This window comes from Klebsiella sp. CSG-1, assembly GCF_056521145.1.
In genome coordinates this window covers 397,325-419,643 of the sequence record NZ_JBWNLD010000003.1, presented here as the reverse complement: position 1 = coordinate 419,643, position 22,319 = coordinate 397,325, and the positions used below count along the sequence as shown (strand labels likewise).

The 22,319-nt window shown below is 43.1% G+C and carries 16 protein-coding genes; 1 reads left to right on the top strand and 15 read right to left on the bottom strand.

From position 1 onward, the window contains the following. Positions 1-52: 52 nt before the first annotated feature. From AC007G_RS09955 to AC007G_RS09890, 14 genes are all read right to left on the bottom strand, one after another. On the bottom strand, positions 53-1,207 hold the full coding sequence (locus tag AC007G_RS09955; RefSeq protein WP_094897983.1) for a glycosyltransferase family 4 protein: 1,155 nt from the start codon (positions 1,205-1,207) through the stop codon (positions 53-55). Between the two features lie 95 nt (positions 1,208-1,302). Then, positions 1,303-2,679 carry a phosphomannomutase CpsG gene (gene cpsG / locus AC007G_RS09950; RefSeq protein WP_094897982.1) on the bottom strand — a complete coding sequence of 459 codons (1,377 nt, stop codon included), beginning with the start codon at positions 2,677-2,679 and terminating at the stop codon, positions 1,303-1,305. Between the two features lie 15 nt (positions 2,680-2,694). Continuing rightward, the gene (locus AC007G_RS09945; RefSeq protein ID WP_094897981.1) at positions 2,695-4,116 is read right to left on the bottom strand and encodes a mannose-1-phosphate guanylyltransferase/mannose-6-phosphate isomerase; all 1,422 of its coding nucleotides are present in this window, start codon (positions 4,114-4,116) and stop codon (positions 2,695-2,697) included. Positions 4,117-4,223: 107 nt separating this feature from the next. Further along, on the bottom strand, positions 4,224-5,228 hold the full coding sequence (locus AC007G_RS09940) for a glycoside hydrolase family protein (protein WP_131066656.1): 1,005 nt from the start codon (positions 5,226-5,228) through the stop codon (positions 4,224-4,226). A gap of 59 nt (positions 5,229-5,287) precedes the next feature. After that, positions 5,288-6,535 carry an EpsG family protein gene (locus AC007G_RS09935; RefSeq protein WP_094897979.1) on the bottom strand — a complete coding sequence of 416 codons (1,248 nt, stop codon included), beginning with the start codon at positions 6,533-6,535 and terminating at the stop codon, positions 5,288-5,290. A gap of 99 nt (positions 6,536-6,634) precedes the next feature. After that, positions 6,635-7,630 carry a glycosyltransferase family 4 protein gene (locus AC007G_RS09930; RefSeq protein ID WP_094897978.1) on the bottom strand — a complete coding sequence of 332 codons (996 nt, stop codon included), beginning with the start codon at positions 7,628-7,630 and terminating at the stop codon, positions 6,635-6,637. Between the two features lie 11 nt (positions 7,631-7,641). Beyond that, the gene (gene wbaP / locus AC007G_RS09925; protein ID WP_094897977.1) at positions 7,642-9,072 is read right to left on the bottom strand and encodes an undecaprenyl-phosphate galactose phosphotransferase WbaP; all 1,431 of its coding nucleotides are present in this window, start codon (positions 9,070-9,072) and stop codon (positions 7,642-7,644) included. Positions 9,073-9,176: 104 nt separating this feature from the next. Beyond that, on the bottom strand, positions 9,177-11,339 hold the full coding sequence (locus AC007G_RS09920) for a polysaccharide biosynthesis tyrosine autokinase (RefSeq protein ID WP_448195969.1): 2,163 nt from the start codon (positions 11,337-11,339) through the stop codon (positions 9,177-9,179). Between the two features lie 14 nt (positions 11,340-11,353). Next, positions 11,354-11,791: an arsenate reductase/protein-tyrosine-phosphatase family protein gene (locus AC007G_RS09915; protein ID WP_094897975.1), complete on the bottom strand. Its 438-nt coding sequence runs from the start codon at positions 11,789-11,791 to the stop codon at positions 11,354-11,356. Between the two features lie 2 nt (positions 11,792-11,793). After that, complete coding sequence (locus tag AC007G_RS09910; protein ID WP_094897974.1) at positions 11,794-12,930, bottom strand: polysaccharide export protein; 1,137 nt, start codon at positions 12,928-12,930, stop codon at positions 11,794-11,796. 132 nt (positions 12,931-13,062) lie between these two features. After that, positions 13,063-14,502, bottom strand: coding sequence for a capsule assembly Wzi family protein (locus tag AC007G_RS09905; protein WP_234268332.1), 1,440 nt, complete (start codon positions 14,500-14,502; stop codon positions 13,063-13,065). Positions 14,503-15,460: 958 nt separating this feature from the next. Continuing rightward, positions 15,461-16,090, bottom strand: coding sequence for a phosphatase PAP2 family protein (locus AC007G_RS09900; RefSeq protein WP_094897972.1), 630 nt, complete (start codon positions 16,088-16,090; stop codon positions 15,461-15,463). A gap of 473 nt (positions 16,091-16,563) precedes the next feature. Beyond that, positions 16,564-17,460 carry a UTP--glucose-1-phosphate uridylyltransferase GalF gene (gene galF / locus AC007G_RS09895; protein WP_251893406.1) on the bottom strand — a complete coding sequence of 299 codons (897 nt, stop codon included), beginning with the start codon at positions 17,458-17,460 and terminating at the stop codon, positions 16,564-16,566. Positions 17,461-17,625: 165 nt separating this feature from the next. After that, a complete protein-coding gene (locus AC007G_RS09890) occupies positions 17,626-17,925 on the bottom strand; it encodes a hypothetical protein (protein ID WP_459675574.1) in 300 nt (99 codons plus the stop codon). Positions 17,926-18,365: 440 nt separating this feature from the next. On the opposite strand from AC007G_RS09890, the gene AC007G_RS09885 reads away from it, so the two are divergent. After that, positions 18,366-19,952 carry a TerC family protein gene (locus AC007G_RS09885; protein ID WP_032695607.1) on the top strand — a complete coding sequence of 529 codons (1,587 nt, stop codon included), beginning with the start codon at positions 18,366-18,368 and terminating at the stop codon, positions 19,950-19,952. Positions 19,953-20,456: 504 nt separating this feature from the next. On the opposite strand, the gene asmA is transcribed toward AC007G_RS09885, so the two are convergent. After that, the gene (gene asmA, locus AC007G_RS09880) at positions 20,457-22,304 is read right to left on the bottom strand and encodes an outer membrane assembly protein AsmA (RefSeq protein ID WP_032686763.1); all 1,848 of its coding nucleotides are present in this window, start codon (positions 22,302-22,304) and stop codon (positions 20,457-20,459) included. Positions 22,305-22,319: the final 15 nt, after the last annotated feature.

Sequence of the window (22,319 nt, the reverse complement as noted above, 5' to 3'; positions counted from 1 at the left end):
ATACCAAAATGAAATATAAAATATTATATGTATAATAACCCACAACATTGCATCATAATTTCAATGATTTATTATCTTTAAAATCGGCCCATTTATTCGAGATGTACTGTTCAATGTTACTTTGAAAAACCTCAATTGAAAACCTCTTGGCATTATTACAACAATCTAGGGGACTAATCTTATCAGATATAGCTTCAAATTTATTAACGGCATTCATGATCTCCAATGTAGATTGTTTATTAAAAAATAATCCCGTTGGGTTATTTTTCCCAAATTCAATCACAGTTTCCAACGCTCCCCCCTTTCCAAAAGCTATTACAGGTGTTCCACATGCCTGAGCTTCTACAGGAGTAATACCAAAATCCTCTTCTGCCGCGAAAACAAAGGCTTTTGCTTTTTGCATATGTTCTTTCATTATAGTATCAGACTGGTAGCCAAGTATTTCTATATTGCTAGTCGCTTTTTCTTTAATCTTTTTCATTTCAGGCCCATCACCTATAACTACAAGTTTTTTGTCTGGCATCTGACTAAACGCGTCAACAATAAGATCCATTCGCTTGTAGGGAACCATACGCGAAGCTGTAAAATAGTAATTATCTTTATTACCATTCAGTTGAAAACGCTCAATATCTACGGGAGGATATATAACATCGGCATCTCGCCCATAAACTTTTTTAATTCGACGGGCTATAAATTGGGAATTAGCTATAAAATGGTCGACTCCATTTACTGTACGACAATCCCAAATTCTGATTTTATGTAGCAGCCATTTTGCTAAAAAACCTTTCATTCCTTTGTCAATGCCAGCCTCACGTAAATACTGATGCTGTAAATCCCAAGCATAGCGAATTGGTGAATGTACATAACTAATATGTAATTGATCAGGTCCAGTTAATACACCTTTAGCAACTGCATGGCTACTCGATAGAATAATATCATGTTTCGAAACGTCTAATTGCTCAACGGCTAATGGCATCAATGGTAGATAAGTTTTATACTTATTTTTAGCTTTGGGTAAGCTTTGAATAAATGTTGTAGTTGCTTTCTTACCTTTAAAAAGCTCTCGATGTTCATCAGACAAAAAATCAACAACAGAATATAAATCTGATGTAGGATATAAATTAATAAATTCAGCAATGACCTTTTCTGCACCAGCATAAGTAACTAGCCAGTCAGCAATAATACCAACACTCATCTCATTAGACATACATATACCTTTGGCACACTTAATAATAAAAAATAATCAATTGAAATTCCAATTGATTATTTTGAAATTCGATATGTGTAATTAATCTTATATAATTAGCTACGAAGTAGTGATAAAATTTCTGCAGTTTTCCTTTGCATTAGCAGCTTGTCTGAACGTGATTCAACATTTAGTCTAACAACTGGTTCGGTATTTGAACTACGCAGGTTAAAGCGCCATTCATCATATTCGATACTAATTCCATCTGTATAATCTACACATTTTGCATCACCTTCATATTTAGCAAGGACACGTTCGATAGCTTTCTTAGGTTCTGATAATAGGCTGTTAATTTCTCCTGACGCTGGATATGCCTCAACACGATCATTGACTAATTGTCCTAGAGTCTGATTTTTGACGCATAACAATTCAGCAACCAATAACCAAGGAATCATTCCACTATCACAGTATGAAAAATCCCGAAAGTAATGATGAGCACTCATTTCACCACCATAAATAGCGTCTTCTTTTCTCATCCTCTCTTTAATGAAAGCGTGACCAGTTTTAGACATTACAGGTACTCCACCTGCTTTGGTGATAATATCGATTGTATTCCAACTAAGTCTCGGATCATGAATTATTCTAGAGCCAGGGTGTTTCTCAAGAAAAGCAGCGGCCAGCAAACCAACAATGTAATAGCCTTCAATAAAATTTCCTTTTTCATCAAACATAAAACAACGATCAAAATCGCCGTCAAAGGCAATCCCTATATCTGCATTGTGTTTGACCACTGCATCAGTTGTATCTTGACGACATTCAGGTAATAATGGATTAGGAATTCCATTAGGAAAATTACCATCTGCCTGATGGTGTACTTTGATAAATTCGATGGGTACGTTGGCTAGGTTAAAACGGGATTCAATCGCATCGATGACATGACCCGCGGCACCATTTCCAGAATTAATAACCAACTTAATAGAACGATTGAAGTTTTTGAAATCAATATAACTTAATAGTTTATCTATATAAGCATCTAAAACAGAAATCCGCTCATAACTTCCACGATTACTTGATTCCACTGGCGAAAATTGATTTTCTTCAGCTAATTTTTGAATATCTCTCAGCCCTGTATCACCGCTGATTGGCATTGATTTTTCACGTACTAACTTCATCCCATTATAGTCCATAGGATTGTGACTAGCCGTAACTTCGATTCCCCCATCAATATTTAGATGAGATGTTGCGAAATAAATTTCTTCTGTCCCTGATAATCCAATATCTAATACATCGGTTCCAGCGTCCTGTAAACCTTTTGCCAGCGCTAATTTTAATGCTTCACTTGTAAGCCGAACATCCCCTCCAAGAACCATTTTTTTTGGTTTTAGATACTCACCATATGCACGTCCAATCCGATAAGCAATATCTTCATTAAGTTCAGAACCAAGTTTTCCACGAATATCGTAAGCTTTAAAACAAGCCAATGTACCAGTCATAATCAAAATCCTTAATTAGTAGATACCATAATGGTCTTCAAAACGAACAATATCATTCTCACCAAGATAAGAGCCAGACTGAATCTCTAATAACTCCAGTGGAATTCTCCCTGGATTTTCTAACATATGTGTAGACCCAATAGGAATAAATGTCGATTGGTTTTCGGTTAAAAGAAATGTTTCATCATTAAGCGTAACCTGTGCAGTTCCTGACAATATTACCCAATGCTCCACTCTGTGATGATGCATTTGCAAAGAAAATTTACCACCAGGCTTAACTGTAACACGATTAATGTTATATCGTGGTGTGCTAACGACCTTATCATTTCGTCCCCAAGGGCTATAGGATTCGCGATGCAAACGATATTCACGTCGTTTATTTTCTTTCAGATACTCGACTATTTTTTTAACATCTTGAACTTGGGATTTATCTATTACCAACACTGCATCTTTAGTGTTAACTATCACAAGGTTTTCAACGCCAATAGCGGCAACTAGTTTCTCATCAGTATTAATGTAACTATTTTTAGAGTTATGTACAAAAATATCACCGGTCAATACATTTCCATTATCATCTTTATTATTAACTTCCCATAATGCGGACCAAGAACCAACATCACTCCATCCAGCATCTAATGGTACGACTACTGCATCAGACGTTTTCTCCATTACTGCATAATCAATTGACTCTTCAGGACAAGCGATGAAGGCATCCTTATCGATACGAATAAATTCTTGTAAAAAGTCAGGACGGAGAGACACCATAGATTTTTTACATGCATCAAGTATATCTGGGCGAAAAGCTTCCAACTCTGTCAAAAACCGCTTTGCGCGGAATAAAAACATACCACTGTTCCAGTAGTATTCACCACTTTCAAGATACTGTAGTGCCGTCAACATATCAGGTTTTTCAACAAATCGCTTTACATGAAAGGCCTCATTACATTCTTCCCCTAATTCTTCACCACGTTGTATATATCCATAACCAGTTTCAGGCCCTGTTGCTACGATTCCAAATGTAACTAACTTGCCCTCTTCTGCAAATGGTATTGCATTCTTTATCGATTTATGGAATGCATTCGTATTTTCGATCACATGATCTGCAGCAAGCACTAAAAGTAGTGGGTCCTCACCATCGAGTGTTGCCTTAAGGGCTGCTAACGCGATGGCAGGAGCCGTATTACGTCCGACAGGCTCAAGAATAATATTCTTGGATAATTGGTTAATCTGGCGTAACTGCTCAGCAACAAGAAAACGATGTTGTTCATTGCAAATAATCAAGGGTTCATTTACATCCAATCCTTGCATTCGTAAAATTGTTTCCTGAAGCATAGATTTTTCTCCATGCAAACTTAAAAACTGTTTCGGATACAATTCCCGGGACATTGGCCATAAACGACTACCGGTTCCACCAGCCATAACTACGGGACTAATCATAATAACCTCACTTAAGGTATAACTAAAAATTATAGTTTGAAAAACTTTGATTTTATTGAGAATAGATAGAGTATTTTTATAAGAAGGAACAACCGAAAACTAGTTCTTTACTTACCAATTAAATCTATGTTAGAAAAAGCCGCTGCTTGATCTTTCTTTTTCCAATCATGAGTTAACAATCCAAAATTATGTTCTTTGTTTTTTATGTCTTTACCATCATCCATTAGGTCATACCACCATACACCTTTAATAAAATCTTTAGCCATCGCAAGATGGAAATATTCTTTTATATAATTTGAGATTTCCGCATCACTTAAACTTGAGTTTGGATATGAAGGAATACCAACTTCTGTTATATAAAAGTTAACTTTATGTTTACCGGTATCTTTTTTGACCATAAAGTTGTAAGCATTTGTCAACTTCATAATACTTTTTCCTGGTGACTCCGTATAGTATTTATTGAAATCGTATGGGTGCATTGAATACCCATCGATATAATCAAGTATTCCCTTATCCTGCAATTTAATACCCCAGTTTAAATCATTTGAATCTAATGGATTAAACCCACCAGCAATAAGTAGAGAGTCACTATTATATTCTTTGAGTATATTTCTGCATTCTTTTATCATTTTAATATACATTTCTGCAGACTCATCACTTTTACCTGATTCCTTTGGATACCCTTTATCCCATTCATTCCATACTTCAAATATTATTTTTTTACCTTTATAGTGTTGCACCACCCATCTAAAATAATTCAAATATCCGTTTAACTCACTTTGACTCATTATCCTTTTGTTATACACTGTGGAGTTTGAATACAATATATTATTATAATCAATAATTAATACAGGCGTTATTCCATTCGATATTGCTTTTTCTACTAGTTCATCTAAGTCTTTAGATGGTGTAACATATTCACCTTTTTTTATCTCGGATTTATTCCATGAGTAATCGCTTCTAAAAGAATTTGCTTGTACATTAGTAATAAATCCATAATAAGCATCACTGTTTCCAATGATAGGAGATAAATGAATACCTACTCCTTTATAAAAACCATAAGATGGAGTTATAAAAAAAATAGATGCAATCATAAAAATTAGTTTTCTCATACAGCTGTCCTCCACTACGAGATGAAATCTTCTTAGATTAATATCATTTTTTTCTGGGATTAAAATAGCCAGGATAGGTAATAGAATGGTTCTTCCCCTATCCAAGAATATGATTGCCATAACTCAAAACCAGGGTTTCCTCCACCAACTAAGCGTTGAGGAAAGAAAAAAGAACACATGATAAATACAAAGAACAAATACCTAAACATTACAGGATATCTTTTCATTATAGGGTATAAAACAAACACCATAAGAAAACCAGGAATAACAAGAAAGAATCGACCAGCATTAGGTAATAAAATCAATGTAAGATTACATAGGCAACCCCAAAAACAAAAATCATACATTGACTTATAAAAAGGATCGTTGAAACTAACGCGTTTTAAAAATGAGCGACAAAAAATGATAAATAACACAATTAAAAGATAAAACTTCCCTGCCCAAAATGCTTCAAACCCGCCTAAAAACTGAGCTCCTTCATAATATATGATTTTATTACCAATAAATGAGAGTTGGATTATAGAAAAAAAGCTTACAACAAGAGATGGATATAAAAAAACGCAGACTGAAAACAGTAGGAACATTAGTAATACGAAAATCTTTCCTTTGACACGTAATAAAGGAAATAATACAAAAAAGAAAAATATAATTAATGAACTACTATGTATTGAAGTTGCCAATATCAAGAACGCTAAACTTCCTATTTTATTTCCACGTCCCCAAGAAAAAATGGCCATTAGCAATATTGGCGTTGCCATTTCTTGCCTTAGTACTTGAGTTAACAATCCTAACTGAATAAAAGATAAAGATAAAGCGACAGCAATTCCTCTATCTTTACGTTCTATTGAAGGTAGCAGAAAAAAATACAACCATAGAAGATAGAAAAATAATGTGAGTATTGTTGTTAGAAATAATACAAATCGAGGATCATTTAATTGAAAAAAAGATAATAGTATATTTATATAAAACGGATAGGCTATCTCAATACCTAGTCCTGCAGAAAAAACGGAGTGATATAAAATTTGACTATTAACTATTGGCATGTATGTGCCAATTAAATCATCATTCAAAGCCATGCCAATAGTTCTAGATGCAGCTGTGAATAAAATCATTAATACAGCCACAAATACAATTGTATTCCGGAAAATAGAAGAATTTGACATTCTACTTACTAATAATATCATGCATGACCAAAATGCTATATGCGGACTATAAAAAACCCCAAATGAAAGGATAATAAAAAAAGTCAAAAAAAACAGCATATATATATTTCTGTGTAAAACACCTTCCCCAATTACATCTTTCATAAAGTCGGACTCAAAAAGTGAAATTTATACTTAATACAGTTCAATATCGTATCAAGAAATAAGAATTTATATTATATATGACATACTATAAGCATTTGCCTATACCTCTTTTCTTGATAAATCAGATAATACTTCTTTCACCTTATCAATTGTTTTATTCCAAGTATAACATCTTGCCTGTATAAGACCTTTGCTAATGAGTTCATTCTTATATGATTCGTCAAAAAAAACTTTTTCTATACCTTTTTGAATGGACAAAATACTTTCCGGGTTAATCAGACATGCTGCTCCCCCAGCAATTTCTGCTAATGATGAGGTTGAAGACGTAACGACGGGCGTACCACAAGACATAGCTTCCACAACAGGCAAACCAAATCCTTCATATAAAGAGGGAAATAATAACATTTCTGCTCCTGCATATACAGACGCCAATTCTTTATCTGTCAACCTTCCTAAAAAGGATACTCTATTTTCAGCGTTAAACTCAATAATAATATTTTGTAATACTGCAGATTTTTCTCCGACGAACAGTATTTTTATTTCTTTCGGGATTGATGATAAAAGAAATGCCTTCAACCCTGCATCTTCATTTTTATGAGCCTTCCGGTTTCCAACTACAAATACATATTTAAACCCAGGGTCAAACCTCTCTACATTAGTATTAAAATCATCAGAAACACCATTACCAACAACCACTACTTGATTTTCTCGAATATTAGCCCACTCAATAATTCTTTGCTTTGAAAAAGCAGAAACGGTTAATACTTTAGCACATTTTCTACATGCTCTTTTTAAAATAAAATTATAATATAACTTCTTGGTAAAAGATGAATTAGCCACTATATCAATATGATTTAGATCATGTACAGTTATGAGAGTTTTATTTAAACCAAAAAAAGGTGGGGTATATCCTGGAGTAAAGAAAAAGCCTTTGGTAAGCAGCACTTTAGCTGTCAATCTAAATATATCAAATTGACTAACTGGACTTCCCTTTAATTTTAATTCATTCATATCTATGGCATTTCTAATCTCACGGGCAAATCGCCCAATGCCATGTTCACCACACCATCTTTCATCGAAATTAATCTTGATCATAATAAACCCCCTCAGTATGCCCCATCTCTTTTCAAAACTACACCAATAGTTTTGAACAAAATCGCAATATCGTTCCACATTGACCAGTTTTTCACATACCAAGCATCTAAATAAACACGCGTTTCATAATCTACATCACTACGACCACTGACTTGCCATAATCCGGTCATACCTGGTTTGCTGAGCAAGTAATAATCAACTTCATCATTATATCGTGCTAATTCCGCAGTAATTATGGGCCTCGGACCTACCAAGCTCATTTCTCCACGCAAAACATTAAATAATTGAGGTAATTCATCAAGGCTTGTCCTACGTAGGAAATGACCAATCTTGGTAATGCGTGGGTCATTTTTTAGTTTAAAAGTTGCATCCCACTCCGCTCGGGCTTTCAAATCATTTGCCAGTACCTGTTCCAGCACTTCTTTTGAATTTACTACCATAGATCGAAATTTCAGGCATTTAAAAGACACCCCACCTTTGCCAATACGTTCATGACCATAAATAGCAGGGCCACCATCTTTTTTTACTTTGCGACAAATATAAATCAGTGCAGGTGAAAGAATGATAATAATAGCTAATGAACCTATAATATCAAAACAACGCTTAATTATTCGTGAAGACCATTTAGCCAGATTTTGTTGGACCCTAAATATCATAACCTCATGACTAAAAATAAAAGACATGTCCGTACTATCAAGTGGCATACCACGCAACGTTGGGATCACCGAGACATAGCGATAGCCTTTTATCATGAAATTCCTTAGCCACGTATTTCTTATTTCACCTTGGTATGACTCAACTGCAACGATAAACTGCGTTTGCTTGTCTCTCGTTGACAGCCAATCTGTATCATTAGAAATAATTGGGATGCCGTCGATTTTTTTATACTCCAGAACACCCTCAGAACTGTCAATAAAACCAACTATTTTTAACCCGAGATTATGTTCGCTGTTTATCGCTTTATAGGCTTCATGTGCATTAGGGCCACTACCAATAATCCAAGTATCTCTTTGCCAAAGCCCCCAAGAATCAAGAACATATTTTGTAAGCATCCGGAATACAGGTACAAGGATTAATACAAAAATCCAAGTAAGTATCCATAAAAAACGAGGAAATGACCAATTAGCAAAAGCAGTTACGGCTATTTCAATAATAGCAAAAATCACTAATGTACGAAGAATCTCCTTCAATTCGAACCAGAATGTTTTACGATAAAAATAATGGCGCAGCCTCATTGAATACCAAGCAACACAGCATAATGCAAGCAACCAATGTAGTGCAACCAAACCATCGATATTATTTGATAGTATAATTTCACCATTATCTTGAGTTGTTATTAATGTAAGTAGCCCCATAGCAAAATAAATAGAAGCTGTGAAACCAATAAAATCTGATAATGCCAGTAACGAACTGACTATAAAATTCCTGCCGAGAAGCGTCATAACTCCCTCGCAATATTTATAATACATTCTAAATAATTAAATTATGTTGATACGATGACGGAATTAAATAATCCGGGCCGTAATTGACCCGGCTATTTTATCATTTATTTATCTTTTTCATATGAATAACCATAATAGCTATATCCATACCCGTAGTAACTGCTTGCCTTCTTAACCACCCCATTCAATATACATCCTTTAACAGACACACCACTTTGCTCAAAGCGTTTAAAACTGACTTCTAGTTCTTTCACTGTATTCTGTTCAAAGCGAGCAACCAAAAGAGTTGTCCCTGCATAACGCCCAATGATCGCTGCATCAGTAACTGCAAGAATAGGTGGGGTATCTAATACTACAATATCATAATGCTGACTGGCCAAAACAATTAATTCATCGAATCGACGATGCATCAACAGCTCTGCTGGATTTGGAGGAGCCATCCCTCTAGAAATAAAATCAAATCCGATAGCAGGGACTTTTTTTATTGCTTTTTCAATATTAATCTTTCCAGACAATAAATCTGAAAGGCCATTATCATTAGATACATTAAATAGTTTATGGGTGTAACCTTTCCTCATATCCGTATCTATGAGTAAAACTTTCTTACCCGCTTGTGCAATGATAGTTGCCAAGTTAGTACTAACAAAGGTTTTCCCTGCATTTGGACTCGCACCTGAAATCATCAGGACATTGTTCCTTGCTTCCATCATTGCAAAATGCAAGCTCGTCCTTAGCCCTCTGATTGCCTCAATAGCAATATCAGCAGGGTTTTCAATCGCAAGGAACCCCTGTGCTTCATCATTTCCTTTCCGCTTCCTACCTGTCTTTTGCGTGATTTTCTGTGAGAATGTCTCGGCTACGGGGATGCTGGCATAAACGTTTATCCCAACTTCTTCAAGTTGCTCTGGACTTTCTATTCCACGCCTCAAAAAAATACGAAGTAATACTAATCCAACCGAGAACATTCCACCTAAGATCAGACCGATTAATACTACAATTACTTTTTTAGGTTTTACTGGTTTAGGTTGAGTTACTGCACTGTCAATAATGCGAACATTCCCTATTGCACTTGATTTTGAAATACTTAATTCTTGCTGTCTATTTAGCAATTGCATATAAACAGCACGACCAGACTCAACATCTCTGCTTAAACGCAATATTTCTTGCTGAGTTTCTGGCATTCCTGAAACTCGTTTGTTCAGTTTTGCTTTTTCATCCTGCAACGTTTTACGTTTTTCAAGCAATGCTTTATATGTTGGATGTTCCTTAGTATACAGCTGTGAAATTTCTGACTCTCGAAATGTTAATTCATTGAGCTGATTATCGACATTAACAATTTGATCAAGGACAGACTTCGCTTCTAATGATAAGTCAACAGAATCATTCTGTCTCCTATATGCATTAAGTTTATCCTCTGCAGTATCTAATTCACTCCTAACTTTAGGTAATTGCAAATTTAAAAACTCTAAACTTTTTTGATCTTGAGCAGCTTGTCGTGCAATATTTTGTGCTAAATAGTTCGCGCTAATACTATCAAGTATTTTCTTTATTAATAAAGGATCATCACCAGTAACTGTTAATGTTAATATCCCAGTATCTTTACCTTGATCGCTGACTGAAAGAGCCTTCTGTAAATCAGTTATTGCTTTTAATCGGGTTACTGAAGATATATCGAATATAGTGCCTGCTGGGGCATCAATAGAGTCAATTTTAATAGAAATACCATGACCATCGACTAGCTCACCTACAGTACCTTTGAGTTCAAAACCATCACCAGAAAGTATATAGTGTGATGGATCTACTACATTTATTTTAGCCTTAACCGTATCCTCATCTGACCCAATAGCTACATAAAATCTTGAAACGGAAATTGAACTTTGCTTTTGACCAATCAGTCTTGCCCATCCAGAACCAATAAGGGGAAAATATTCCTCTGTAACCATTGTTTGAAGATTTAGATCGTCTACTGTTTTTCCCAAAATCATCCGTGATTGGAGCAAAGCAATTTCAGGTGCTGATTGAGGTTGGGAATCTGGTAACATTTGACTCAAATTACTCAGAATAGCATTTGCTTGCTTCTCTTCAACCTGTATCATTGCATCTGCTTGATATACTGGTGTAGCAAATAATGCATAGATAAGAGCCAGAAGTGTAAATAATGCTGTAATAGATATTATCAATTTACGATGATCTATTAACTCACCAACCAAACGACCTAAGTCGATTTCATCAGAATCTTTCTCTACGGTTTTCTTAGTTACTAACATGCATTCATTCCTGATTATTGTGCACCAAGCTTCTCAGCCCAACATTTACCGGCCTGTTCAATTAACTCATAAACTGAAGCAAAGGCTTCGTCACTTTTTCGGTAAGGATCTGGGATGTCTCTCTTCCCTATCCATTGACCAAATAGCATTGTTTTCCCTCTTGCTTCAGGTGCAATAAGGCTGATCTGCTCTATATGAGATTTCTCCATTGCTAAGATCAAATCATATTGGCGTGCTAGTAATGGCGTAAATTGTTTTCCCTTATGTCCTTCCAATGACAGGTTATGCTTTAATGCGATGCTAGCAGCGCTCTCATCTGCAGCATGATCTTCTAATGCCCCTACACCTGCAGAGGCAATATTTTTACCCGGTAACATCTTTTGTAAATATCGTTCACCTATTGGGGAACGACATATATTTCCTGTACAAACTACCAGTATAGAATTAAACATAATCAATTCCACTGTTTAATATAACGAACAGTTTCAGTCATGTCATGCACTCCAGTGATAGTAGGCACCAACTGAGAAATTACGCGATTCCAGCGTACCAATGGCGCAGTAGTGACATAGACAATATCATATGGCTGCAACTGGAACTCAGTCCCCAGCACCATCGCTGAAGCATCCTGTGCGTTAAGCTGATAAATGTTCGCAATCTTACCTTGTTTATCCCCTTTCATCTGGCGGATAACAAAAACACCTGTCGCGTCACTAAATGCCTGCGACATACCTTCGGCATTTCCCAGCGCCTCAGCAAGCGTCATGCCGCTGCGGTCCATCTTCATCGTGCTCTGCTTGCCAACTTCCCCCATAACGAAGACTTTCAGATCATCATTACGTGGAACAAACAAAATATCGCCGGGATACAGCAGGTGGTTCTCTGTCAAGTCACCTTTTTGCATCAGGGCATACAGAGAGATTTTGGTATCTTTGCCATTATGCGTCAGGACAACATTGCGCCAGTCTGCATCTGGAGCCAACCCTTCAGCAGCATTAACAGCATCCATGACTGTTAAAGGAATATTAGTAATAGGTTGTTGTCCTGACTTTATAACTTCCCCGGTTACATATACCTTTTGTGACCGAAAAGCGGCGATGCTGACATCAACTTGAGGACTTTCGATGTATGTTGTCAGTCGACTTGCTATGTCCTGACGGACCTGGCTCAGAGTTTTCCCGGCAACCTGAACTTTCCCAATATAAGGGTAGAAAATTGTACCGTCAGCGTTTACCCAGTTACCTGTATCACTGGCGCTGCGATATTGCCCTGCAGGGGTCGTTAACTCTGGGTGATCCCATACGGTCACCATTAATACGTCACCCACTCCGATTCGATATTCATAGCTTTTAAGTAAATTATCCAGTTGTGGATTTGGCTGCGCCATCACCGCAGGACTGCGCAACTGATCGATCAGTCCTGGCGTCATCGGGTAAACATTGACCAGCTTATCCAGATCGTAATCACTATCTGGTAATTCAACAACATTCTTCCGTAGGCTATTTAACCCCTGTCCTGGTATAATAGTACAGCCCGCTAATAACCCTATAGCCAATGCTAAAGCCGAAAATCTAACCATTTTTTTCTTCATAATGTCACATCATCAGTAAACTAAAATTTGCTAATTCCTGAGCTGCCTTTTGTCCACCAGTTCGTTACCAACCGGCTTCACGTAGAGAATGCCGTATTTGATTCATTCTCCTAGCTATCTGCAGCATTCAGCCTATAAACTAAAGGGAATCTCGATCCCGGCACTTGCGCCTACATCATCGCTATCGCTGTGATCCGCATTGGTATACCACAGTGAGGTGTTCAGGCGGACTGTTTTATAAACATCCCCACTCCAGCCGAGTTGCACACCTTTCAACGTGTCTGCATGCGGGAATGCCTTATTTATTGCTTGATCCTCTGGGTTTACTTTGGCGAAGGCCAGACGCGCACTCCAGCGCTGATTATCTTCTGTCACCAGTTCTACTTTACCTGCGAGCAGTTGCCCATCCCCTCCCATGGCATCACCTAATGGATAACCCTGTTGATAATAGCCATCTTTGTAAATATGGTGTGTATAACTATAATTAGTCCGGCTCATATTGCTGCGAGTATCATGTGCTTCTACATACCAGTTAACCGCATCTTTACCCCAGCCATGATGCCCTTCCACACCACCAAGGTACATATTGGCAGAAGGCAAGAAACCTGATTCATCCTCACCAATCATCTGGCCATATAAGCTAACGGGTAAACCGAGAGTCGGTTCTAGTTTCAGCTTAAAGTCAAACCCTGCCAGCTGGTTGCCAGGCTCATTCGGATCGTTTGCCGTGGTATTATCTTTCCCGGTAAAACCATCCCAGAAATTACTCAGCGATTGCGGGCGCCCTTCCCCGCCCCACTGCATAATCCGTGAAGCGCCCAGTTCCAGAGACTGGAACGGGGTGAAGGTCAACCGACCACCGATAATCTTAGTATGGGGTACCGCGGTATACTGGTTCATCTGGCTGGCAGAGATCTGATACTGCCAGGGACCAATCCAGCGCAGCCACCAGGTTTCCGGAGCCGCCTGTTCAGCGCGTTGCATCAGAAATCCGGTCATTGGTCTCGCCGCATCCCCGCGGATCAGGCTTCCTTCATAGCCGGGCCCCCACCACTGCGGCATCTGGCCAAACGACAGCCATTGGTTCCAGAACTTCACCGCGCCGTACGCGCCGTTGGCATTGAAGCGGGAGCCGTTGCTGATACGCTCACCGCCTTCTACATTGCCCTGCAGATGAACATCCCAACAGTCACCGCTGTTATTAAAGGCCAGCGATAGCGAGTTATCCGCCGGTTGGCTTTGTGCAAAGCCCTGCGGGGTTCCCGGCTGGTCGGTAGAGGTGTAGCCGCTGACGCGGAAATCAGCCTTTAATGAGGAAAGCCGCTGATTAATACGCGCCAGCACCACCTGTTCAGAAGAATAGGAAGGTTTGGCTTTTTTTAACGCCCGGGTAATCTCTTCCTGACTCAAGGGCCAGGTAGAAAGGCTAAGCTGAATAACTCCCCGGTCAGACAGCCAGGAGAGATCGTTACGCAGTTCGTTATCATTGAGTACCAGACCAGAGGCATAAACCTGCGCACTCACCGATGTCAACAGCCCCAAAGCAAGTGCAAGACGCGCGATTTTCATCATTATGCAAGATCCATTTTTAGCCCCGTTTCCGCAAGCTGGCGAGTCATGGGGAATATGAGTTTAGAGAGCGCACGCTGACGCCAGTCGTAGTATGTTTGTTCAACAGTGATGATGCAATAAGCAGTCCCTTCGAACGTAATCAGCCACGCACTATTTGAAATGTCAGTGCCACAGTCAAAACGCCAGCGACGCCCCTCACACCGATCACCACTCACCATGGACATGGGCTATCTTAAGTCAGACAGAAGGATAAAACACCGTTGAGTCAGAAAGAGTGCCGATTATATACGGTGCTTGCGGATAATCATCCGTCGCAACCGGTTTTAGGAATTTAGAACATATAGAAGATGACTGCAGAATTAACGCTGACGGTTTCGATACGCTACCGCCCTTGGCTTAACAGCTACCAATGCACTGTACTTCATTTATACATTTTTGCTGGCGCAGCGCCCGCCGGATTATTAGTCACTGACAATATTTTAGCGGCATCAAGTTTACGAGATTCTGCCGGCAAATGGGAGTAAAAATGACAACTATTCGCTTATAAAAACAACCAAATCTTACTCCTCCGACAAGCGGACGACATCACAATAAGATTGTTTAATAATATCTCGCTGTTCCAGCCAGCGAAACTTACTCATGCACCATCGTAAAATTAACATCATGTTTTTTAAGGATTTTACTAACAAAATGAACTAACTCTTCAAATTGTCGTCACTTTCGTCAACTACAAAAATTAATACCTTCCATTCACTTTTTATACTTGACAAAGATAATTTAACTTCAGGTATCAGGCGCTGGCTGTCTATTTAGGATTGTTCTCAGCCACGTTATTTCCTGTGCCAGCAAAACATTGCTGCAGAATGTAGTATCAACTATTTATTTCATGAATATGAATGCGTGAGGCCGGGACTAATTCTATTATTTTCGCTGGTCTCATTCATTGTCAGCAGCACACTCAGTAAAAATGCTTATGCATATCCGCCCGGGTAAAGGGTTTTTCCAGCGGCCCAAGCTTGACGGCAATTTCGCCCAGCAGAGACTGAGTCGGCGCTTTAGCGCCGGTATTTAGCAACACGACGGGGATGATAATCAGACTGAGCACCCCGCCCCGGGAGAGCTGCGCATCGACGACACGTGATGAGTTCCGCTGCAGCAGCAGAAACAGCGCGCTACCGCAGGCGCCAAGCAGCAGCCCGGCAATCACTTCCGATGGGGAGTGGGCATGAATCGCCAGACGGGAATACCCCACGAGGCCAGCCAGCAGATACCCCATCACCATGGCAGTCCGGCGTAAAACAACGCTACCGCGAGCGCAGAGCAGCCATAAGAAGATAGGCCAGAAGGCGGTAGATAAAGCGGTGTGCCCGCTAAAACCGGTAAAATCTAACTCGCGGATGCCGATGCCCCAGCCCATAAAAGCCAGTTTTGATGCACTGACGATGGCGCCGGTAATACCAAACAGCAATCCCCATTGCCAGGCAATCTGTCTGGAAGGCCTGCGCAGAAATAAAACCATGAACACCGCTGCCGCGCTGGGTAACAGCACGGTACTATCGCCAAAAAAAGAGACCCACTGCCAGTTCATTTATTTTTCATCCTTTGACGATTTTCCAGTTCGCAGCGCCTTTGTCCATGACGTTGGTATGGGCATACACATCCGATAACTTCACATTTTTATGCATGCATCACTGTTGTTTAATGCGTAAGCATGATCTCAGTCAAGTTTTATTTTTTTATGACAGCCAGCGGCAGGCATATTTTTTTAAGAAGATTCCGACTAACTCATTATTAGCAAACATAAAATTATGCTACTCCGACCATTCCATCACAGGAGGGCCAGCACAGCAACCAGATGTCTCTGAAGTCGCTTTTTGTTTACATATTAAGCGTGTTTCAGCAAATCAGCATAACCATCTGATTTATATTGATTAATATTTATCTAAAATAGCCTTATTTAATCTGCAGGGCTGTCTACAGAAGCATGCAACATCGCGGACTTAAGCCACATACTTCTGTAAACCCTACATTTTCACACTTCTGAAATCCGGCAGAGCCTATTTACGCGAGTAACTTCTTAATGCTCTCGCGGAATTTCGTGCCTTCTTTATGGTTACGCAGCCCGTAGTTTACGAAGGCCTGCATATAGCCCATTTTTTTACCGCAGTCGTAGCTATCGCCGGTCATTAACATCGCGTCAACGGGCTGCTTCTTCGCCAGTTCAGCGATCGCATCGGTCAGCTGAATACGGCCCCATGCGCCAGGTTGAGTCCGCTCCAGCTCGGCCCACACATCGACGGAAAGCACATAGCGTCCTACGGCCATCAGATCGGAATCCAGGGTCTGCGGTTCGTCAGGTTTCTCGATAAACTCAACGATCCGACCAATCTGCCCTTCCACGTTCAGCGGGTCTTTGGTCTGGATCACGGAATACTCCGACAGGTCGCCGTCCATTCTCTTGGCCAGCACCTGGCTGCGCCCGGTTTCATTAAAACGGGCCACCATCGCGGCCAGGTTATAGCGCAGCGGGTCAGCGCTGGCATCGTCCAGTACGATGTCCGGCAGCACCACAACGAACGGGTTATCTCCGACGATCGGGCGCGCGCAGAGAATAGAGTGTCCCAGCCCCAGCGGCTGCGCCTGGCGTACGTTCATGATAGTAACGCCCGGCGGACAGATTGCCTGTACCTCAGCCAGCAGCTGACGTTTGACACGCTGCTCAAGCAGCGCTTCCAGTTCATAGGAGGTATCGAAATGGTTTTCCACGGCATTCTTAGACGAGTGGGTAACCAGTACAATCTCCTTGATGCCTGCAGCCACAATCTCGTCGACGATATACTGAACCATTGGCTTATCAACGATTGGCAGCATCTCCTTCGGAATCGCCTTGGTGGCCGGCAACATATGCATCCCCAATCCGGCTACCGGAATAACTGCTTTCAAACTTGCCATTCTCATATCCACCCATATAGTGATAAATCTTCGATACCCACCTGATTACAGGTTCTCCTGGTATCAATCTGTGATATTACCGTTTTGCTCTCAGTCCGACTTCCAGCAAAATTCCGAAACTACATGTTTCATCAGAGAATACACGCAAAGTATTAGGTCCGACAGAGCGGTTTAAGAAAATTCTGATGACGCAGATGCCATATAGCGCCCTGCCTCAGGATTTTCTTCTGTTCTCGTACCACCAGCAGGACTTATCGCTGCATTCCCGGTAGAGAATACTGTAGAGGATACACCTGGATAATTCGCAAAAAGTAGGGAAAAAGAGAATTTATTCTTATGAACGCCGGTCCATAATTCATAAAAATAATCTGCAGGCGCTATTTTCAATAGAAAATAGCGCAGAAAGCTCACCGCTGCGCTCATCATGCCCTCCCTCGCCTCTTGCCCGCTATCCATGTCATCCATCGGCACTGACTTTTACACCTGATTAAAAGCTACTGATATCGTCTGATTAAACAAGATATTTTGCAAGCCACGACATTCAGTAGTATCAAAAACTGGATCACTACGATTAAGTAATTGAATTGGGCGTTTACCCCCGGCGTCTGAATCCGTCTGATTTTCATACCGCTATGCGACCAGAGAGAGCAATAACCGGCATTATTGATCCAGTACACTTTTTGCAAGTTTATATTCAGTCGTCCACAGTCATGCCTTTTATTAATAAGCTTATTTGCATAAAAAATAAGCTCGCGCGTCTATAATTCATGCAGTCTAATATTGCGATCCGCAGCATTTCTCCCGCAGCTGTACCCGCCCGACGTCATAAGACGAGAATATATTGCAATTTATCTGTCGCTTATCCATGATCGTCGGATGGCACTCTCAGGTAGTATAGGTTTTAGCTAATGATGGAATGGATTGCCGACCCCTCAATTTGGGCCGGTCTCATAACGCTGGTGGTTATAGAGCTGGTCCTCGGTATTGATAACCTTGTTTTTATCGCGATCCTCGCGGAAAAACTCCCTCCGACTCAGCGTGACCGCGCGCGGGTGATTGGCCTGCTGCTGGCGATGCTGATGCGTCTGCTACTGCTCGCCTCGATATCCTGGCTGGTCACCCTGACCACACCGCTGTTCACCTACCACGACCTCAGCTTTAGCGCGCGAGATTTGATTATGTTGTCTGGTGGGTTATTCCTGCTGTTTAAAGCCACCGTTGAGCTGAATGAACGGCTGGAGGGCAAAGACAGCGATAATCCGGTTCAGCGCAAGGGCGCGAGGTTCTGGGGGGTGGTCGCTCAGATTGTGGTACTGGATGCCATTTTCTCCCTCGATTCGGTGATCACCGCCGTAGGCATGGTCGACCATCTGGCGGTGATGATGGCGGCAGTGGTTATTGCCATGAGTTTGATGCTGCTCGCCAGCAAAGCGCTGACGCGGTTTGTCAACAGCCACCCGACTATCGTTATTCTCTGTCTGAGTTTCCTGCTGATGATTGGTTTCAGCCTGATTGCCGAAGGGTTTGGGTTCCCCATCCCGAAAGGTTATCTGTATGCGGCCATCGGCTTCTCCGTCATCATTGAGTCGCTGAACCAGCTGGCGCTGTTCAACCGCCGTCGCTTCCTCTCCGCCAATCTCACGCTACGCCAGCGCACGACCGAAGCGGTGATGAATTTACTCAGTGGGCATAAAGAACATGCCGAGCTCAGTAGCGATACGGCCGCGCTGATCGACAGCCAGGCCGATAACCCGCTGTTCAACCCCCAGGAACGCCGGATGATTGGGCGGGTGCTTAATCTCAACCAGCGCACCGTCAGCAGTATTATGACCTCGCGCCATGATATCGAGCATATAGACCTTAGCGCACCGGAGGAGGAAATCCGCGCCTTGCTGGAGAAAAACCAGCACACCCGGCTGGTCGTCACCGGCGGAAATGATGATGAAGATCTGCTCGGCGTGGTTCACGTCATCGACCTGTTACAGCAATCGCTGCGCCATGAACCGCTCGACCTGCGCGTCCTGCTTCGTCAGCCGCTGGTGTTCCCTGAGACGTTGCCTCTGCTGCCGGCACTGGAGCAGTTCCGCCATGCCAGGACCCATTTCGCCTTTGTGGTGGACGAGTTTGGTTCCGTTGAGGGGGTGGTGACCCTGAGCGATGTCATGGAAACCATCGCCGGCAATTTACCCAACGAGGCTGAAGAGATTGATGCCCGCCACGATATCGCGAAAAATCCTGACGGCAGCTGGACCGCCAATGGGCATATGCCGCTGGAAGATTTAGTGCAGTACATTCCCCTGCCGCTCGATGATAAGCGCGAGTATCACACGATTGCCGGTCTGTTGATGGAAAATCTGCAGCATGTCCCTGAAGCGGGTGAAGAGGTGAAAATCGGCGACTACATCGTACGCACGCTGCAGGTCGAGAGTCACCGGGTACAGAAAGTGCAGATTATCCCGCCGCCGCCGCGGGAAGATGAGCTGAGCTACGAAGTGTAATCCCCGCAGTCGGCAGATACTCCCCGGTGGCGCTGCGCTTACCGGGGCGACAGAGAGAGTCCGCTCGGGTAGTCCGGATAAGGCATTCGCGCCGCTATCCGGGGAAACCACCGTGATAACTTTTCAACCTGCATCTGTCTGCTTCCCCGCTGGCGCTGCGCTTACCGGGGCTACAGGGAGAGTCCGCTCGGGTAGCCCGGATAAGGCGTTTGCGCCGCTATCCGGGAAAACCACCGTGATAACCTTTCAACCTGCATCAGTCTGCTTCCCCCGCTGGCGCTACGCTTACCGGGGCTACAGGGAGAGTCCGCTCGGGTAGCCCGGATAAGGCGTTTGCGCCGCTATCCGGGAAAACCACCGTGATAACCTTTAAACCTGTCTCTGTCTGCTTCCCCGGTGGCGCTGCGCTTACCGGGGCTACAGAGAGAGTCCACTCGGGTAGCCCGGATAAGGCATTCGCGCCGCTATCCGGGCCGGTAAAATCGCTCCGCCGGTCAATCCCGGTTAGTGTTTCTCAAGCAGCTTCTTCACTTCTTTCCCGTCCTGGGTGTTTTTATTGCGCTCAATCCAGTCATTAAGCCGCTGTTTAGCTTCATCCTGCAGCTGTTTACGCAGCACCTGGTCGACCTGCAGGCTATAGCTCAGCGCCTGCCATTTTCCGTAGATACGCAGCGGAATCGCGGTCTGTTTGAGCTTGTCGATAAGCTTGCTTTCGCCTTTCCAGCCGCCCAGCACGCGCACGTTAAAGCGCATATCGCACTCTTCTTTCAACAAATTCAGGTCGCCCTGCCCGGTCAGCGCCATCATCTCTGATTGCCCCTGCAGGCTTTGCAACGTGACCTGTCCCTGCGCCAGCTGCAGCTCGCTGCTCATGGAGTCGAGGCGGGTCGCGTTGTCGTAATTTTCCTGCGCCTGCACATTGGTGCTGCGCTCAACGGCTTGCTGCACGAGCTGCTGGAAGTTAAGCCCTTCGGTGCGGGTATTCGCCATCTGTATCTGCGCATCTCCTTGCCAGCGACGACGGAAATCGTCGGCATCAATTTTTTCACCGGAGAAATCCCCGGTTAACGAGAGCTTACCGGTCAGATTGAGCGAATAGTTAAATGCTTTCAGGATGGTGGCAATCTCAACGTTATCCAGTTTGGGCTGGAAAGAGGCCTGCGATGTCTCTCCCCGCGCGTCAAGGGTGCCGGGCAACGATATCAGGCCGCCATCCAGTTCGCCCTGAAGCTGGTTGATGGTCAGCAGTCCGAGCTGGTTACTGATGTCGCTTTTCACCTGAGTAAAGGTCATCCCACGCCACTGAAGCTGGTCGGCCGTCAGCGCCATATGGGCGGTAAATCCGCGCAGGCTGTTGTAATCTTCCTGAATATCGCTGTCGGCAATCACCGGGCGCAGCTGCCTCGGCTGGCTTTGTCCCTGCTGGCTGGCGCCAGAATCCGTTGCCGGAGAACCGTGCGTCAGCAGAGTGTCGAGGTCAAGAGTCGTGGCATGAAGATTGAGGTTCCAGTCGGCCCGGTCACCTAAAATCACGCTGGCGCTGCCGGCAATCGTGCTGCCGTTCGCCGTCAGATTGAGGTTATCAAAGCTCAGCTTTTTCTCGTCCTCCTGCCAGTTCGCCTGCATACTGCCCTGCCCGCTCACGCCGTCAGCCGGCAGCTCGGCGCCGCGCAGCTGCCAGTCGAGCCGGGAGATGTCAGCCTTCAAAGAGTGTGGATAGTCACCGCCCTGAACCTCGGCGGTGAAAGAGAGCGCCAGATCGCGCTGGTCGCGGTTGATTCGCCCGGCAAAGTCGAGCGTCGCGTGATGATGTTCATCTTGATCCATCTGCAGGCGAATATCGCGCACGGTCACCTGTTCGCCATCTTCATGCTGGAAAAAGAGGACGCTGTCCACCACCTGCAGCTGCCGCACGTCGTAGGACCAGCCGCTGTCTTCCGCCACCAGCGGCAGCGAATTGTCGTGAGGAACCACCGGCGCATCCTGGCCGCGTACGGCTTCGGTCTTCGGCGTCAGCTGAATGACCGCTCCCTTGAGCATCACCTGTTTGACCTGCAGCTGATGAGAAATCAGCGGCATGAGGGCGACATCAAGACGCATATTGTCCGCGCGCACCACCGGTTCAGCCGCCCCCGGTGCCGTCAGCGTCATGCGGCCGGAAAGAATACTCAGCTGCGGCCAGACGTGCCAGCGCAGCGGGCCATCGAGTTCGAGCTGATAACCGCTACGTTCCGCCACCTTATGCACCATATAGGCGCGAAAATCGTTGGGATTGACCAGCAATACCAACGCGGTCAGCCCGGCGACAACCACCGCCAGCAAGATCATCAGCGTCGTCAGAATTCGTCTCATGGCACCCTCAGTACA